The organism is Streptomyces scopuliridis RB72 (assembly GCF_000718095.1).
In the GTDB taxonomy this organism is placed as follows: domain Bacteria; phylum Actinomycetota; class Actinomycetes; order Streptomycetales; family Streptomycetaceae; genus Streptomyces; species Streptomyces scopuliridis.
Genome location: NZ_JOEI01000029.1, coordinates 67,566 through 82,819, shown reverse-complemented (window position 1 = coordinate 82,819; position 15,254 = coordinate 67,566). Strand labels below are relative to the sequence as shown.

Sequence of the window (15,254 nt, the reverse complement as noted above, 5' to 3'; positions counted from 1 at the left end):
GCGGTTGACGCTCTCTCGTCACACGGTTATCGTCACTGCCTCAATTGTGCGGCGAATAAGGGGAATCGAATGACTGGAGCGGTCGACCTTCCCATGCGGCCATCACCGGGCGAGAACGCGACGTGGCAACTGTCGACGAAAGTCTGTCGTATCTCCCATTTCCTGGCGGAAGAGACCGCCGAGCTGCTGCTGAGCCGTGCGACCCACGCCGCCCAGGAAGACCTGTATCCCTCACGCGTACGGGGCAACCAGGTGGACACCCGTACTCGTCGTGCCCTCAGCCATGTCGGCTTCGAAGCCGAGGAACTGACCGACGCCATCAACAAGGTGCGCGGCCCGGTCGAGCGGGCGCTGGGCATCTCCTGCGAGGGCACCGAGCCCGCCTTCGCCCTGAACATCCATAACGACGGCGACTTCTACCAGCCGCACCAGGACGTCAGCAGCCATGAGGCGGCCAAGGGGATGCTGGCCGCCAACCGTGTGGTGACCTTCGTCTACTACATGCACCGGACTCCCGTGGCTTTCAGCGGCGGGGCCCTGCGGATGTACGACACGGCCGCGCCCCTGCGCATGGACGGAACCCTGGACCCGAAGGAGTGCTCCTACCGGGACTACCCCCCCGAGCACAACAGCGTCATCTTCTTCGCCCCGTCGGCATTGCACGAGGTCAGAAGGGTCAGCTGCCCCAGCAGGGAGCACGCGGACAGCCGCTTCGCCATCAACGGCTGGCTCTGCAGGAACCCTGCGGTCCGAGGGGAGTGAAGGGCGGCCGGAGTCGCCCGCCGCCGGGGCCGGCCCCGCTGCCGGTTCCATCCTCCCGACGACGGTGCCGAACACGTGTGTTCTGGGAGTTTTTCTTCGGCAGGCGGCCGAGGTCTCATCCGCGATCGCGGAGGTACGCCTCCAACTCGGCGGCCCCGGCCAGCATCGCGCGCCCGCGGGCGGACAGCCGGCCGCGCCAGTCGCGGAGGGCGGTCTCCAGCGGCTCCAGCCCGCCGGCCGCCCGTACCTGGGCGATCAACGGGGCGATCTGCTCCAGCAGGTAGCCGCCCCGCCTGAGTTGGTGGGCCAGCCGGGCGTCCCGTACGTCGGCCTCGTCGTAGACGCGGTACCCGGTCCGGGGGTCGCGGCGCGGGCGCACCAGCCCGGCGCGCTCCCATTTGCGCAGCGTGGCGGACCGGATTCCGAGCTTCCCCGCCAGCGGCCCGATGAACGTGCCGCCGGGCCCGGACACCGCCGCGTCGGGTTCGGACGCCGGGGTGGGCTCCAGGTCGCGAAGGGCGCTCTCCACGGCTTGGAGTGTCCGCCGGTCCTCAAGGAGCTGGGCGTGGCTCTCATCGATGAGGCGGAACGCCTCGTCGACCACGCCCTCGTTCACCGCCCGCATGATCGACGTCGCCGTCTGGTGGCCGTGGCCGGGCACGAGGGCGAGGAACGCGCCCAAGGCCCGTGCGTGCAAAGGGGTATAGGTGCGGTAGCCGTGGGCTGTGCGCCCGGCGGCCGGAAGGATGCCGGCCTCCTCGTAGTTCCTGACGGCCTGTGTGGACAGACCATGCCGACGCGCCAGATCAACCGGCCTGAGCCGCTCGCCGTTTTGAAGGTTTCGCCCCATGAGCCTGCCGATATCGCGGGAGAGTTTCCACTGAAGGTTCAACGATACCGTTGAAGGCATGGCTACTGACATCAAGGACACCGCCCATGCCGTCGAGGCCGCCGCCGTCATGAAGCTGCTTCCGGCCCGGCCGCGGCTGCTCGCCTTGGGCGAGCCCACCCACGGCGAGGACACTCTGCTCGACCTGCGCAACGACCTCTTTCGGCAGCTCGTCGAGCAGGAGGGCTACGGGACGATCGCGATCGAGAGCGACTGCATGATGGGCCTGGTCGTGGACGACCACGTCACCTCGGGCACGGGCACCCTCGACGAGGTCATGGAGGGCGGATTCAGCCACGGGTGGGGCGCGTCCGCGGCCAACCGCGAACTCGTCCGTTGGATACGGGCGTACAACGACGGCCGGCCCGCGTCCGAGCGGCTCCGCTTCGCCGGTTTCGACGGCCCGCTGGAGATCACCGGCGCCGCGAGCCCCCGGCAGGCCCTCACCGCGCTCCACGGCTACCTCGCGGCCCGGGTGGACGCGGACCTGCTCCCCTGCACCGCGGAAACGCTCGACCGCCTGCTCGGCGCCGACGACCGGTGGACCAATCCCGCCGCGATGATGGACCCGGCCCAGTCCGTGGGGCAGTCGGCCGGGGCCAGGGAGCTGCGGCTGCTCGCCGACGACCTGGCGGCGCTGCTCGACGCGCAGACACCGCACCTGATCACGGCGACCTCGCGGGACGACTGGGACCGGGCGCGCCTGTACGGGCGCACCGCCGCCGGCCTGCTGCGCTACCACTACTGGATGGCAGACACCTCACCGGCCCGCATGACCCGGCTGGTGAGCGTGCGGGACCAGATGATGGCCCACAACCTCCTCGCCCTCGCCGAACGAGGCCCGGCTCTGGTCCACGCCCACAACGGCCATCTCCAGCGGAACAGAAGCACGATGCGGATGGGCGGCCTGCCGCTGGAGTGGTGGAGCGCCGGCGCGATCGTGAGTGCGCATCTGGGCGAGGAGTACGGTTTCCTGGCCACGGCCCTCGGCACGATCCGGCACCAGGGGGTGGACACCCCGCCACCGGACACCGTAGAAGGACTCCTGTACGCGCTCCCGGACGACCGCTATGTTGTCGACACCCCCCGGCTGACCACCGCCCTCGGCGACACGCTGCCCGCGGCCCGGTCGCCCCAGTACTGGACGTACTGGGGTGATCCCGACAACGCCGCGAGCGTGCGTGCCGGGCGTCGCCGGGCAGGCGGGACTTTGAAGACAGGCCCTAGACCCTGTCCGGCAACGAGGAGTCGTGGCGTAGCACGTCCGGGGTGTTCTGGCCGTTGAGCCAGGGGCCGGCACTGGCCGGGTAGCACACCGGGACGGGGATGCCGCCGTCCAGGTGCTGGTTGGCGTAGTAGTACGTCTTGGTACACCCGGACGCGCTATCTCCGACGGGCCGGCCGGCCGGGGGCGGGGGGTGTTCGATGGGCCTGGGCCAGGTGGTGTTGCAGGCGGGCGTGGCGGAACTGGTAGACCGCGCCGGCCTGGCGCAGTACGCCGCGCCGGTAGGCGTCATCGAGGAAGGCGACGACGGCCCAGGGCAGGCGTCCGGTCAAGGGCAGCCAGATCCGGGAGAGTACGAGCCACTGGCCCCAGGCGGTCATGGTGAGCGTGTATCCGAGGGCGCCGCCGAGGCCACTGATGGTTCCGAGTGCGAGTCCGGCGGCGGGGCTCCAGATGAGTGGACCCAGTGACCCCTGCAGGAGGTCGACCACTGCTCCGGCTCCGAACCCGACCACGGCCCCGAAGGTGGGCGCCCAGACGAGTAGTTGGGTGGTCACTGTGCCGCGGTTGGTATTCAGGAGGCTGCGTGGGTGGACGGCGGAGCGGATGTCGAGGGGGCTTTCCAGTAGGCCGAGGAGGCAGAAGGTGAGTCCGGCGCCGCCGCTGAAGACCAGGCCGTAGACGATCCCGTCGACCAGCCCGAGGTGCAGCACGGTCGAGAGCCCGGCCTTCCAGACGGGCTTGCTGTTCATCACGCCGAACACGAATCCGTAGCCGAGGCCGAAGACCAACCCGCCCAGCATCCCGATGACCAGTCGGGGGCCGGCCTTCCACCGGATGGTCCCTGGCCTGCCGCGGATTCGCAGGCGTACGACGGACGGTGTCACCGGTATGTCCTTGACCCCGAACGTGAGCCAGTGCGCGAGCCCGAACATGAGTCCGGAAAGGAGTCCGACGACCGTCCCGTCCACGATCGGGAACGGGAACGAGGCGCCGAGGGCGGTGGCGATGGCGCAGTCGACGAGGCCGATGACCAGTCCTGTCACCAGTGCGGTGACCAGGGTGCGTGTGGAGCGGCGCAGTCCGCCGCCGAGTCGCCACCAGGCCAGGTCGGGGGTTTCGAGCCGGTTGAGGTGGTGGGCGAGGTAGCCGAGCCAGTGTCGGGCGCGTTCCGGGTCGAAGGTGGGGTGTGGTCGGGTGCCCGGGGCCTGGGGGAGTCGGCGGCGGTAGACGGTGGGGATGAAGTTGTCCAGGAGATGGTCTTCCAGCTCGTCCGGGCTGCCGAATCGCTCGGTGTCGAGGAGTGAGGCCGGGTCGTGGTCCGGGGTGTCGCTGTAGACGGTGCGGGCGAGCGCGACCATCAGCGGGTTGGCCAGGACCGCGGCGAGGGGGGATGCCGGCTGGTCCTGCGACTGCTCGCGCAGTGTGGTCAGTACGGGGTCCCAGGCGTTCCCGGCGGGGTTCGCGCGGCCGGGCTTTCGGGTGGTGCGGGGGAGGTAGTTGGACAGGTCGTCGAGGGTGAGGTTGATGAGTTCGAGCGCGGCGGCGGAGGTCAGTACGTCGGTTTCGGCGACCGCGGCGGCGTATTCGGCGGGGCGGCTGGTGAGCAGCAGGGGGAGGGTGGTGGCGTTGAGGGCTTCCAGCGCGGGGCGGCGCAGGCCGTCGGCGATCTCGTCGAAGCCGTCCAGGACCGGGAGTACGCGGCCGGACTCGACCAGGGCGGAGGCCAGGGTCGTCTTGTCGGGGCCCTGGGCGGCGTAGCCGGGGTGGTCGCGGGTCAGTTGGCCGGTCAGCCAGTCCCGCAGGGTGATGGCGGTGGGGTTCCATGCGCCGATGCTGAAGATCACCGGAACGGGCTCCGCGGGGGTCCGTGACGTGAGGCGGTCGAGGACGAAGCGCAGGGCCAGGATCGTCTTGCCCGAGCCGGATCTCCCCAGCACCACCAGTCGCCCGGACGGGATGCTTCGGTACAGCTCGGCGATGCCGTCCAGCTCGCCGTTCAGGTCCAGCGGGTCGGCCGCGGCTCCCGCCGGGAGACGGAGGATGTTGGCCCAGTGGTCGGTCAGCTCCTCCGGGGCCGCCCGCCAGCGGACCGGCAGCGGGAACGGGTCCTGGATCTGCCGCTGTTCCTCTTCGCGCTGCCAGCGGGCGGCCACGGCCTTCGCGAGTTGCTCGGTCGCGTCCGCCGGCGCGTCATGCGCTGCCGACGCCGGCTGTCCCGAAGCCGACTGCGCCGATCGTGGTTCCTCCGATCGTGGTTCCTCTGAACCCGGCTCTTCCGAAGCTGGTTTCTCCGGACCCGGCTCGTCCATGGCGGACTCGTCCTGCTGGCCGCCGTCCGGGTTCCGGCGGACGGCGGCGCCGAGTAACTCCTCGCGCTCCCGGGGCCCGAGCGGCAGCGCTGTGGCCAGCTCCTGCACCGTGGTCATGCGCGGGTTGGAGCGCGTGCCGGTTTCCAGGCCGCGGATGGTGCGCACGCTCACCCCGGAATGCTCCGCCAACCCCTCCTGGGTCAGCCCCGCCCGGACCCGCAGCCGCCGCAGCACATCGCCGAACTCACTGGCCACAAGTCACGGCCCTTTCCGCTGAGATGTCGCCTTTTCGCAGGTGGAGGACTCTAGCGCGGTCACCGGCCATATATGACCGGTTCAATGTCCTGTCCACGTTTCCTCCACCGGGGCCACCTTCGAGGGCATCGACGTGATCGACCGGGTCGACGGATCGACCGGTCCGGAGAACGGGGAACCACCATGCCGACGACGACCGCCCCCCAGGGGCGCCCGAACGTCACGGACCTCACCGCTCAGGAGCGCGAGGTGCTCTACGCGCTCGGATGCGGCTTGGAGGACGCGGAGATCGCCGACACCCTTGCCCTGTCCGAGCATGTGGTGGCCGGGCAACTGGGTCGCATCCTGGTGAAGTTGGGGCTGCGGAACCGGGCCGCCGCGATCGTGCACGCCTTCGACAGCGGTCTGGTCGTGCCCGGCCTGGGCCCGCGCAGGCAGGTGGCGGCGCCGGGGACCACTGTCCGGCAAGGGACGGGACCCGCAGCCGGTCCATGGCTCCGGGTCTCCGTGCTCGGCCCGTTGCGGGTGTCGCTCGCCCGGCAGCCCGTGGACGTCGGCCCGGTCCGCCAGCAGGCCGTGCTGGCAGCGCTGGCACTGAGCCCGGACCGGTCGGTCAGCCGACAGGAACTGCTGGACGGCGTATGGGGGATGGAGTCGCCGGACGGGAACGTCGTACCGGTCTATGTGTACCGGCTGCGCAAGAACCTGCGTCTCGCGGAGTGCCCGGACCCGGTGATCAGGCGTGACCGGTACGGCTATGGACTGGTCCGTGGTGCGGTCGAGGTGGATGCGGCGTGCGTGGAGAAACTCGTCACCGCTGCCGGGGCGGCCGGGCGCGCCGGTGACCTGACCGAGGCGCTGCGGCTGTGCTCCCAGGCGCTGGAGCTGTTCCGTGGGGAGCCCTTGGCCGGCCTGCCCGGCCCGTTGGCCGAGTTGGAACGGCTGCGGCTCGCCGAGCGCAGGGTCGCCCTGACGCAGCGGAAGGCGGACTTGCAGCTGCGGCTCGGCCGGGTTGCCGAGGCGATCGCCCAACTGTCCGCCCTGGCCCTGGAAGAGCCGCTGAACGAACCGGTCGCCGCGCTGCTGATGCGCGCACTGCAGCGCGGCGGCCGGCGGGCCGAGGCGCTGGCCGTCTTCGACCGCACCGGCCGGCGGCTCGCGGACGACCTGGGGGTGGCCCCGGGCGAACAGCTGCTGCGCGCACGGTGGGCGGTCCAGCGCGGGGACGACACGGGCGCCGGTCGCGGCCGGGCGGGTGCGGCGTGAGCGACGGGACTTCCCGCGACCGCGACGAGGAGTTGCTGCTCGCCAGGATCTCCGCGGCCGGCGGCCGCGCACACCTCGGCAGACGACGCGCCACCTATCGGGCGGCACCGCGGGGAGACACCGCACGCGCTGGGCGGGGAGCGGCAATTCGGCTGCTCTGGCAGACGGTTGTGGAGGCCGCGCGCCGCTTGTGGCGGGCCGGCGGCAGGACGGGAGCGAACGCGGGCGCACGGCTGGACTTCTACGAGCACGGGATGACGGCTGCCGTCGACGGGCGGATCCATGTCATCCGCTACGACACCACCGTGGTGCGTCGGCGCAGAGTTCTGTCCCCGCAGGGCATCACCCACGCCCACGTGCTCATCGACGTCAACGGTGAGCGGATCGTGCTGCGCGGCGGCGACTTCGGCCACCCGGAGGTGTGGGGGCCCGAGATCCGTCGTGCCGTCACCGAGGCCCAGGTGCCGCGGGCCCTGGCCGCGCTGGCCGAGGGAGCGCGGCTCACCTTCGGCTCCGTATGGATCACCAGCGACGAGATCGGATCCCGAGGAACGTCCCTGCGATGGCCACAGGTCCAGCGGATCGAGATCTCGAACGGTTCCGTCGCGATCCGCGTCGCCGGGCGTTGGCAGGTGCTGGGACCCGTGGCGTCCGGGATCCCCAACCCGTTCGTCTTCCACGCCCTCGCCGAGCACCTGGCCGGTGCCGAACGGGACGACGACTGACGTACGGCCCCTTTTTCACGGCGATTTCACCGGCCGCTCCTAGCGTCCGACAGGACGTGCCGGCGGCCATACGCAACCCACCGAGCACAACCGCTGGTGACGATTCGAAGGAGACCGGCATGGCCGACAGCTACCGATACCGGTGCGGCGAGTGCGGGCACCGCACCGCCTGGGGGAGCGAGTCCCGGGGCGAGCAGGCGATCGAGACCCACTACGGCCGGAGCCATCCGCACGTCGTCCCCGGGGGGATGGTCGAGTTCCGCAAGGGGTCCTCTTCCGGCGGCGGCTGCGGTTGCCTCATCGCCCTGGGGATCGTGGTCCTGCTCCTGATCATCGCCTCTCGGTACTGACGAGACAGACAACGGACAACGGCCAGGAGACGGAGGACCGCGTGGCAGCGCTGGACAATAACGGGACGCAGGCGATGGTCGAGAAGGCCAAGGGCGAACGCGAGCGGTTGGAGACCGGACGGAGCCGGGTGTCCGCGCTGGTTACGCTGGCGGTGGTCGGCGGGATCGCGCTGCTGCTGGCGCTGGTGGTCGGGGGAGACCCGAACGAGGCGCCGAGCTGCGACGACAGGACCATGACGCGGGACGACGTCTGCGTCATCTACTCAAGCGGCGGCGGTGGCAGCTACTCGTACCAGGAGATGATCGACCGCCGGGAGTCGGGCGACACCGTGAAGCGGGGGATCGGGTTCGGCTTCGCGGGGCTCTGCGCGGTGCTGATGATCCCCGCGGCGATGAGGTTGGATCCGTCCACGCCCTGGGGCACCAAGGCCGCCGGGCCCTGTCCGCGGTGCGGCGGGACGAACCTCCGCGAGAAGAAGACCACGCACAGCGTCTCCCAGGGCCGGACGACCTACCAGTACACGGGCGTCGTCACCCTGTGCACGCCCGCCTGCGGCTTCAGTTCCTGCAGGCGGCCCTGACGGCACCGGACGACATCGGGCCTCCAGGCACGCCGAGCACACCGATGAGCGCGAACGCACTGAACACGCCGAAATATCCGGAGGTTGAGCCGGAGGCCCCGGAAACCTCTCCCAGTCCCAGTCCCAGTCCCAGCCCCAAACCCAGTCCCTCGCCGACCCCTGACCCGCCGGACCCGGTCGACGAGTCATTCGCGTCCGTCGGCGTCGGCGCCTGCCTCAACGTGTACGACACCGGCTGGGGCAAGCTGAACCACCACCGGCCTTTCGCGGTCGACTGCGGTGCGAACTTCGCCTTCTCGAAGGTGACCATGGTGACGACGTCCGCCTCCAACTGCCCCCAGGGTGCGGGCGGCAGGTGCCGAGCGGCCAGAACGCGATCATGGCGATCACGGCGGTGTTGAGTGGTGGCGGCTGCCCCCAGCGGAGCGACCTGCAGACGCGGCTACGCGTACCACAGCCAGCTACCCGCGTGCCGCGCCGCCGTCCTCCTCGCGCAGGGGCTGAGGAGGACGGCGGCGCGGATTCGGGCCTGGTGCGTGGTTTTCAGTGTGGCTGGTGGCCGGCGCGGGCTTCGGCGGTGGCCTTCAGGTCGCCCAGCCATCCTTTGAGGCCCTCGTGGAGGATCTTGGTCGCGGTGGGGACGTCCGCTTCGACCTGGTCTCCGGTGTGTGTCTCTTCGGTGCGCACGAGGACGCCGCCCTTGACCTTGGTGAAGTTCCACACGTGGACGCCGTCGATACGCAGTCCCTCACCGATCGCGGGGCCGGTCCAGCGGATGCAGGAGTGGCGCTTGAGCTGCTCGACGGTCGAGGTGATCTCCAGGCTGGTGGCGGGAGTCGCGGGATTGGGGGGTATCGGGGTCGTCCACCGGAACGCCGAACCCTTCCGGAAGGGGCCGTGGTCGAGGCGCTCGATGGTCTCGACCGGGGCCTGCCAGGACGGCCAGCGCTCCACGTCGGTCTGCAGCTTCCAAACGGTGCTCAGCGGCGCATGGATCACGGTCTCGATGCTGGAGCGGACCATGGCCTTGGGGTCGACGCCCTCTCCGCGGCAGGTGAGGGACGTGCCGGGCTGAGGGGTGGCTCCGGCGGGCGCGGCGGCGGTGCCGAGGACACCGGCGACGACGAGCGGGACGGTGAACAGGGCGGCGCGGACGCTGGTGCTGCGGATACCGGGCATGGCGTTCTCCTTGTCAGTTGCTGGGCGGGCGTGGCGTGCTGAGCGTGCGTTGGTTGACGGGGTGGGCGTTGGTCGTCAAGTAGGCGTTGATTCGCCAGGCAGGTGCGTCACCGGTTGCGGATGGGCTTTACGGCGAAGGCGCCTGCCGGGTACGGGGACCCGTATGGCGTCGACGACGCGCCTGCGCGGGAGTTGGGCGGCGATACGGGCGGTGGTGTCACCGTGCGGGAAGGTGCCGACGGGCTCGGTGGAGGGTCACGATGAGGGCGGCGGACGCGGCGACGATCAGCCCGGCGAACCCGGGGTGCATGTCCTTGGACAGGCTCGGCGCCCCGTCGGGCCGCGTCAGCCATACGACGAGCGGGATCGCGAACGTGACGGAGACAAGCGTGGCCGCCCGGCGCACCGCCCGGTCGGGGACTCGGCGGAGCGCGCCGACCAGCGCGATCACAACGGGGACGCCCGCGATGAGGGCGAACTGACCGACAACCATGAGGGGGACCGCCCAGGCGGAGACGGTCACGGACAGCGGAACGCGCCGGCCTGTGCGGGTGGGGTGTGACTCGACTGTGGCGGTCATGAAGTTCTCCTCATCGCGCTGGGCTAGAAGTCCGTGCGTTCGTTAGAAGTTATAACGCAACGCGGGCTGAGGGGTCAATAGTTTCGCGATAGCCTCTAACTAAATCGTGTAGCTGTAGCCGTATGGCTGGGGAGGTGGCAGGCCATGGCGAAGACGGACGCGAAGCCCCTGCGTGAGTGCTATCGCACCCAGGGTGTGCGGAGGTCAAGGAGCGCGCCTGGGGGCAGATCGCCGCGGAGGGGGCGTCCGTGCTCCGGGTGGTGAGCCTGTCGGCGACGGGACGGCGCGGCAGCCCCATGACACGGGCGGTCAGATCCTGCGGTGCTTGCAGGCTTCCACGTCCCGTGTCCTGATCTCATGGCCGATGGCCGGTGGGGGCTGCGCCTGCTGGCGCGTCGCCCCGCCGGATCATGTTCGGACCCGTTTCAACGGGTTTCGCGCTGGAGGTCGGCGACCTGGTGGAGGGCTGTTTTGAACGCGGTGTATTCCGGTTCGCCCAGTGCCTGCGCGTGGCGTTCTTCAATGGCGCGCATGATGGATGCGGCGGCTCGCATCTGGAGCAGGCCGCGGTCGGTGGGGCAGATGAGTTTGGCCCGGCGGTCGGCGGGGTCGGGTCGGCGTTCGACGTAGCCGAGCCGTTCCAGGTCGTCGATGAGTGTCCCGATGATCTGTTTGTGCTGCCCGGAGAGCCGCGACAGCTCGCTGGCGCGGATGCCGTCGGCCCTCAGGTAGGCGAGCACGGCTCCGGTGCGGGGCTGAATGTCGTCGAATCCCTGCGCGGCGAGTGCGGCGTACAGCTCTCGCTGGACGGAGAACAGCAGTCGTGCGGCAAGCACGCCGATATCCGGATCCCTGGCTTCCAGACCGGTCAACGCCCTCTCCTGTCCCGGCGGTTGCCCGCCGCTCGCCCCTGGGGCCGACGATTTTAGTCGCCCTCCGCGTGGCCTCGGCTTCCGCGCCAACGGCCGGGAGGCTGACGCCCGTCATCGGCCCTTGCCTCCGGCGCGAAGTCGGCCTACATTGAATAAGTCACGAGTCTTGACTGTCAATATTTATGACTAAATTACTCGTGGATGCAACAGGACGCAAGGAGCGGAAAGATGAACGAGCTCAGCAAGTTCCTGGATCCGATCACCCGGGAGAACGCGGCCGTGGTGCTGGTCGACCACCAGGTCGGCCTCCTGTCGGGAGTGCGCGACATTCCCGTCGGCGAGCTGAAGCACAACGTGGCGGCCCTCGCACGGGCGGCAACCGCGCTGGACATCCCGCTGGTCGTCACCACCACGGCGGCCGACAGCCTGTGGGGGCCGACCGCACCCGAACTGGTCGAGGCGCTGCCCGCCGGACAGAACATCATCGACAGGAGCACGGTCAACGCCTGGCACGACGACCGGGTCCGTGAGGCCATCGTGGCGACCGGCCGTCAGAAGCTGATCTTCGCGGGAGTGTCGCTGGAGGTCTGCGCTGCCCTGCCCGCCTTCGCGGCCACAGCCGCCGGGTACGACGCGTATGTGGCCGTGGACGCGTCGGGCACCTTCAGCCAGGCCAAGCGGGAGGCGGGCCTGCTGCGTATGCAACAGTCCGGAGTGATCGTCAGCGACTACGCCACGCTCATGGTGGAGGCCCTCGCCGACAACGCGGACCCTGCGGCCGGTGCGGTCTATGCCGCCCTGGACATGCCGTTCGCCGTCCTGGTCGGCCAGATCTCGGCCGCCCAGCAGCACCACCACGCCTAGGCCGCGGAGTGTTTGCCGGTCAGCGGGCCAATGCTCGCTTTCCCTCGTTCAGTCGAACAAGCCCCGCGCGCTGCGGCACGGCGCACCGGGCATCGACGCCGGAAGCAGCGGCCCGTAGGCACTGCTCAGGGAGGACAAGTGGCCCAGACCGTGACGCCCCGCGGGGGCTCCGCCGGGGTAAGTCGGGTGAGCGCCTGATCCTGCCCGCGCTTAGAAAGAGACAGGGAGCTGAGGCGACAGAGGGAGTGGCTTGGGATGCGGAGCGTTGTGGACCTCACCCTCTGCCAGGCGTACGCGCAGTGTGTGTTCCTTGCGCCGCAGGTGTTCGAGTATTCGAGCTGCACGGGGGCGAAGGCGTTGCCGTACCGCGCGGACGCCCCTGACGAGCAGTTCGACCGCGCACCCACCACCGTGCGAGCCGACTGATCACAAACCGCTCACGCCTCAGCCGTTCCTCTTGGATCAGTCGGCGTGGCATCGGGAAGGGAAGGGTGCGGCTGTGACTACCGCGTCGATGACAGGGAAAGTCGCGCTGGTGACCGGGGCGACCAGCGGCATCGGGGCAGCCGCTGCGGAAACGCTCGCCGAGCGCGGCGCGTACGTACTGGTGGCGGGCCGGGACGGAGGGCGCGGCCGGGCGGTCGTCGAGGCCATCCGGCGACGCGGTGGCACGGCGGATTTCGTGGCCGCCGACCTGCTGGCCGCCGACTCGGCGCGCCAGCTGGCTCGGCAAGCCGTCGAACTGGGCGGTGGCCGGGTGGACATCCTGGTCAACGGCGCGGGCATCTACCCCTTCGGGCCCACCGAGCAGACGCCGCAGAGCGAGTTCGACGCCGTCTACGCGCTGAACGTGAAAGCCCCCTACTACCTGGTGGCGGAACTCGCGCCGGCGATGGCCGAGCGGGGAGGCGGGGCGATCGTCAACGTCAGCACCATGGCGGCCGCGTTCGGTGTCCCGGGAATGGCGCTGTACGGATCGAGCAAGGCGGCCGTGAACCTGCTGACCAAAGCCTGGGCTGCCGAATACGGCCCGCGCGGGGTACGGGTCAACGCCGTGCAGCCCGGTCCGACGCAGACCGAAGGCACGGCAGGCATGGGAGAGGACCTCGACACCCTCGCATCCCAGGCGCCCGCCGGACGGCCGGCCACCCCGAGGGAGATCGCCGAGGCGATCGCGTACCTGGCCGGTGACGCGGCGAGTTTCGTACACGGCGTGGTGCTGCCCGTCGACGGCGGCCGCACAGCCGTGTGACCCGGGCCTGAGACCGAGCCACCGGCCCGGACTCCTGAGAAGTCGGCCGTCCGACTGCGGGGGCGGCCAACGGAATAGGCAGGGCCCGGACGGCGGGTCCGGGTCCTGCCCTGGGCGGGAATGTCGGTCAGTCGCCGGTGTTGGTGGCCCAGACGGGCTGGTTGGAGTTGTTGTAGACGACGACGTTGCCGTCGTCCTGGACGGCGAGGTAGCGGCCCTTGCGCCAGGTTCCGGCGGCCCAGATGGCTTGGTTGGCCCTGTTGTAGATGACGAGGTTGCCGTCTTCCTGCATGACGAGGCGGTCGGCGTTGGGGTAGACGTTCGGGGCCTGCCAGGCGGGACGGTTGTTCTTGTAGAGGACGACGTTGCCGTCGCTCTGGACGCGCAGGATGGTACGGCCGTTGCCGGAGGTCCATGCCTGGTTCTTGCGCAGGGTGGCGGGCGGGTAGAAACGGGAATCGGTGCGCAGGGTCTCTCGGGGCTGCGTGCTCTGGATGGTGCGGCTGCTGTCCGCGGCGTCGGCGGCGGGAACGGCGGCCAGGATGGGCAGGACTGCGAGGGCGAGCGCGGGCAGGCCGCGCCACACGAGGTTCTTGATCACACCCCGGATTTAGGCAGCCCGCACCTGCCTGCGACAGCCCCGCGGCCACGAACTCACCCGTCTGGTCCAGCGATTTCATCGCCGAAACGACACTGCGCACGCGGTCCGCGACGGCCGTGGCCCCCGCCCACACCACGCTCCGGGCGCGCACCGCGAACACCTCGCGCAGGCTCGCGAGACCGGCCTCCTGCCGTATGGCGAGGAACCCGAGCCGGTGATCCCGTGGTGGACAACGGTGTCCCGTGACCGTGAACCGTGAGTGTGTGCCGGCGAAGATGGAGCGGGGCGGGGCGCGGCGCCGCCCAGTGGGTCAGTGTCCACGCGGGGCGTACATGATGACCGCCATCCCGGCGAGGCAGACCAGGGCGCCGATGACATCGAAGCGGTCGGGGCGGTAGCCGTCGGCGACCATGCCCCAGGCGATCGACCCCGCGACGAAGATCCCACCGTAGGCAGCGAGGATCCGTCCGAAGTTGTCGTCGCTCTGGAAGGTTGCCACCACCCCGTACAACCCCAGGGCGATCACGCCGGCTCCGGCCCAGATCCAGCCCTTGTGCTCGCGGATGCCCTGCCAGACCAGCCAGGCGCCTCCGATCTCGAACAGGGCGGCGACAGCGAACAGGGCGAGGGAACGGGCGACGAGCACGGGAAAGGTCTCTCTGGATCGGGACGGTCATCGGGACGGTCATCGGGACGGTCGGGGAAAGGCTGAGTCAGGCGGTCGGGCCGAAGAGATCCGCGAGCAGCGCGGCGCCGTCGGCGGGTGCTCGGACCTCCAGATGCAGGCACGAGCCGTCGAGGCGGAGGCGGAAGTCGAAGAACGGGCAGCACCGCTGCTCGGCGGCGGCCAGCTCGGCCACCTTCGCGGTCCGTTCGACGGGCAGGGTCAGCCGCAGCCCCTCGGGCACCGGGGCCCGCGTCGCGCCGTCGACCGCCTCGCGCCACTGGACGGTTCGTTCGTGCAGGCCCACGCCGGTCAGCGAGCAGGCCGCGGATGCCGTGTGCCACCGCTCCGCCCCTTCTTCTTCGGCGGCCCGGCGGCTGGGCGCGAGCACCACGTCCACCAGTTGCCCGCCACCGGCAGACGGCGCCGGGGAGAGGAAGCCGCACTCGGGGTCGCAGCGGCCGGTACGGTCGGGCAGCGCGTCCAGGTGCGCCAGAGCGCCGTGGAGTGAGGCGGTGAACGCGGCCAGCTCGGCGGCGCGGGTCTCGGCCTCGGCCAGACGGGCGGCGATCCGCGGCCGCAGGTCCGCCTTCACCTCCTTACAGGCCCCGGCCTCCCACACCCGAAGAAGCGCGCCGATCTCCTCCAGCGGCAACCCCAGATGCTTGGCCGCGCCGATGAACGCCAGCCGCTCGACCGCGTCCTCGCCGTACAGCCGGTAACCGGAGGGGGTCCGGTCCGCGGGCAGCAGACCCGCACTCTCGTAGTAGCGCAGGGTGGTGGCTGGGACTCCGCTGCGCTCGGCGAGCTGAGAGATCCGCATGGAGGTCATGCGATCGACGGTAAACCTTCCAGCTGACTCGAAGGTCAAGCCCAA

The 15,254-nt window shown here is 70.3% G+C and carries 18 protein-coding genes; 9 read left to right on the top strand and 9 right to left on the bottom strand.

Annotated elements, in window-relative coordinates; translation table 11 throughout:
* The first annotated feature begins 69 nt into the window (after positions 1 to 69).
* On the top strand, positions 70 to 762 hold the full coding sequence (locus IF11_RS0129645) for a 2OG-Fe(II) oxygenase (RefSeq protein ID WP_240627704.1): 693 nt from the start codon (positions 70 to 72) through the stop codon (positions 760 to 762).
* Between the two features lie 115 nt (positions 763 to 877).
* Here the strand turns inward: IF11_RS0129645 and IF11_RS0129640 are convergent, their stop codons facing one another.
* On the bottom strand, positions 878 to 1,612 hold the full coding sequence (locus IF11_RS0129640) for a TioE family transcriptional regulator (protein ID WP_030354840.1): 735 nt from the start codon (positions 1,610 to 1,612) through the stop codon (positions 878 to 880).
* Positions 1,613 to 1,670: 58 nt separating this feature from the next.
* Between IF11_RS0129640 and IF11_RS0129635 the strand changes: the two genes are divergently transcribed.
* Positions 1,671 to 2,936, top strand: a complete 1,266-nt coding sequence (locus tag IF11_RS0129635) for an erythromycin esterase family protein (protein WP_078490989.1) — start codon at positions 1,671 to 1,673, stop codon at positions 2,934 to 2,936.
* Positions 2,937 to 3,034: 98 nt separating this feature from the next.
* On the opposite strand, the gene IF11_RS0129630 is transcribed toward IF11_RS0129635, so the two are convergent.
* The gene (locus IF11_RS0129630; RefSeq protein ID WP_051746346.1) at positions 3,035 to 5,443 is read right to left on the bottom strand and encodes a transcriptional regulator; all 2,409 of its coding nucleotides are present in this window, start codon (positions 5,441 to 5,443) and stop codon (positions 3,035 to 3,037) included.
* A 183-nt stretch (positions 5,444 to 5,626) separates the two neighbouring features.
* On the opposite strand from IF11_RS0129630, the gene IF11_RS0129625 reads away from it, so the two are divergent.
* The 4 genes from IF11_RS0129625 (at position 5,627) to IF11_RS0129610 (ending at position 8,365) form a co-directional block, all read left to right on the top strand.
* A complete protein-coding gene (locus tag IF11_RS0129625) occupies positions 5,627 to 6,709 on the top strand; it encodes an AfsR/SARP family transcriptional regulator (protein WP_030354837.1) in 1,083 nt (360 codons plus the stop codon).
* A complete protein-coding gene (locus IF11_RS0129620) occupies positions 6,706 to 7,434 on the top strand; it encodes a DUF6585 family protein (RefSeq protein WP_030354836.1) in 729 nt (242 codons plus the stop codon). Before IF11_RS0129625 ends, IF11_RS0129620 begins: the two co-directional genes overlap by 4 nt.
* A 119-nt stretch (positions 7,435 to 7,553) precedes the next feature.
* The gene (locus tag IF11_RS0129615) at positions 7,554 to 7,784 is read left to right on the top strand and encodes a hypothetical protein (protein ID WP_030354835.1); all 231 of its coding nucleotides are present in this window, start codon (positions 7,554 to 7,556) and stop codon (positions 7,782 to 7,784) included.
* Positions 7,785 to 7,825: 41 nt separating this feature from the next.
* Positions 7,826 to 8,365, top strand: coding sequence for a hypothetical protein (locus tag IF11_RS0129610; protein WP_030354834.1), 540 nt, complete (start codon positions 7,826 to 7,828; stop codon positions 8,363 to 8,365).
* Here the strand turns inward: IF11_RS0129610 and IF11_RS40485 are convergent.
* The 4 genes from IF11_RS40485 to IF11_RS0129590 all read right to left on the bottom strand — a co-directional run bounded on the left by IF11_RS40485 (position 8,343) and on the right by IF11_RS0129590 (position 10,996).
* Positions 8,343 to 8,696, bottom strand: a complete 354-nt coding sequence (locus IF11_RS40485; protein ID WP_133243279.1) for a hypothetical protein — start codon at positions 8,694 to 8,696, stop codon at positions 8,343 to 8,345. The genes IF11_RS0129610 and IF11_RS40485 overlap by 23 nt on opposite strands.
* A 212-nt stretch (positions 8,697 to 8,908) precedes the next feature.
* Positions 8,909 to 9,544, bottom strand: coding sequence for an SRPBCC family protein (locus IF11_RS0129600; protein ID WP_030354832.1), 636 nt, complete (start codon positions 9,542 to 9,544; stop codon positions 8,909 to 8,911).
* A gap of 217 nt (positions 9,545 to 9,761) precedes the next feature.
* Positions 9,762 to 10,124, bottom strand: coding sequence for a hypothetical protein (locus IF11_RS0129595; RefSeq protein WP_030354831.1), 363 nt, complete (start codon positions 10,122 to 10,124; stop codon positions 9,762 to 9,764).
* A gap of 425 nt (positions 10,125 to 10,549) precedes the next feature.
* Positions 10,550 to 10,996, bottom strand: a complete 447-nt coding sequence (locus tag IF11_RS0129590) for a MarR family winged helix-turn-helix transcriptional regulator (protein ID WP_211266764.1) — start codon at positions 10,994 to 10,996, stop codon at positions 10,550 to 10,552.
* 228 nt (positions 10,997 to 11,224) lie between these two features.
* Between IF11_RS0129590 and IF11_RS0129585 the strand changes: the two genes are divergently transcribed.
* The 3 genes from IF11_RS0129585 (at position 11,225) to IF11_RS0129575 (ending at position 13,112) form a co-directional block, all read left to right on the top strand.
* On the top strand, positions 11,225 to 11,860 hold the full coding sequence (locus tag IF11_RS0129585; RefSeq protein WP_030354829.1) for an isochorismatase family protein: 636 nt from the start codon (positions 11,225 to 11,227) through the stop codon (positions 11,858 to 11,860).
* A 255-nt stretch (positions 11,861 to 12,115) separates the two neighbouring features.
* Complete coding sequence (locus IF11_RS42450; RefSeq protein ID WP_244888265.1) at positions 12,116 to 12,286, top strand: ferredoxin; 171 nt, start codon at positions 12,116 to 12,118, stop codon at positions 12,284 to 12,286.
* A gap of 88 nt (positions 12,287 to 12,374) precedes the next feature.
* On the top strand, positions 12,375 to 13,112 hold the full coding sequence (locus IF11_RS0129575; protein ID WP_030354827.1) for an SDR family NAD(P)-dependent oxidoreductase: 738 nt from the start codon (positions 12,375 to 12,377) through the stop codon (positions 13,110 to 13,112).
* A 127-nt stretch (positions 13,113 to 13,239) separates the two neighbouring features.
* Here IF11_RS0129575 and IF11_RS0129570 read toward each other — a convergent pair whose 3' ends face one another.
* The 3 genes from IF11_RS0129570 to IF11_RS0129560 form a co-directional block, all read right to left on the bottom strand.
* Positions 13,240 to 13,713: a hypothetical protein gene (locus IF11_RS0129570; RefSeq protein WP_244888264.1), complete on the bottom strand. Its 474-nt coding sequence runs from the start codon at positions 13,711 to 13,713 to the stop codon at positions 13,240 to 13,242.
* A gap of 310 nt (positions 13,714 to 14,023) precedes the next feature.
* A complete protein-coding gene (locus IF11_RS0129565) occupies positions 14,024 to 14,359 on the bottom strand; it encodes a YnfA family protein (RefSeq protein ID WP_030354825.1) in 336 nt (111 codons plus the stop codon).
* Between the two features lie 67 nt (positions 14,360 to 14,426).
* Positions 14,427 to 15,209 (bottom strand): MerR family transcriptional regulator, encoded by a 783-nt coding sequence (locus IF11_RS0129560; RefSeq protein WP_030354824.1) that lies wholly within the window; start codon positions 15,207 to 15,209, stop codon positions 14,427 to 14,429.
* Positions 15,210 to 15,254 lie beyond the last annotated feature (45 nt).

Excerpts from the sequence above, each read along its gene's own strand:
- IF11_RS42450 (WP_244888265.1), top strand. The coding sequence starts at position 12,116 with ATGCGGAGCGTTGTGGACCTCACCCTCTGCCAGGCGTACGCGCAGTGT.
- IF11_RS0129625 (WP_030354837.1), top strand. The coding sequence starts at position 5,627 with ATGCCGACGACGACCGCCCCCCAGGGGCGCCCGAACGTCACGGACCTC.
- IF11_RS0129585 (WP_030354829.1), top strand. The coding sequence starts at position 11,225 with ATGAACGAGCTCAGCAAGTTCCTGGATCCGATCACCCGGGAGAACGCG.
- IF11_RS0129575 (WP_030354827.1), top strand. The coding sequence starts at position 12,375 with ATGACAGGGAAAGTCGCGCTGGTGACCGGGGCGACCAGCGGCATCGGG.
- IF11_RS0129600 (WP_030354832.1), bottom strand. The coding sequence starts at position 9,544 with ATGCCCGGTATCCGCAGCACCAGCGTCCGCGCCGCCCTGTTCACCGTC.
- IF11_RS0129645 (WP_240627704.1), top strand. The coding sequence starts at position 70 with ATGACTGGAGCGGTCGACCTTCCCATGCGGCCATCACCGGGCGAGAAC.
- IF11_RS0129635 (WP_078490989.1), top strand. The coding sequence starts at position 1,671 with ATGGCTACTGACATCAAGGACACCGCCCATGCCGTCGAGGCCGCCGCC.
- IF11_RS0129595 (WP_030354831.1), bottom strand. The coding sequence starts at position 10,124 with ATGACCGCCACAGTCGAGTCACACCCCACCCGCACAGGCCGGCGCGTT.
- IF11_RS0129560 (WP_030354824.1), bottom strand. The coding sequence starts at position 15,209 with ATGACCTCCATGCGGATCTCTCAGCTCGCCGAGCGCAGCGGAGTCCCA.
- IF11_RS0129640 (WP_030354840.1), bottom strand. The coding sequence starts at position 1,612 with ATGGGGCGAAACCTTCAAAACGGCGAGCGGCTCAGGCCGGTTGATCTG.
- IF11_RS0129615 (WP_030354835.1), top strand. The coding sequence starts at position 7,554 with ATGGCCGACAGCTACCGATACCGGTGCGGCGAGTGCGGGCACCGCACC.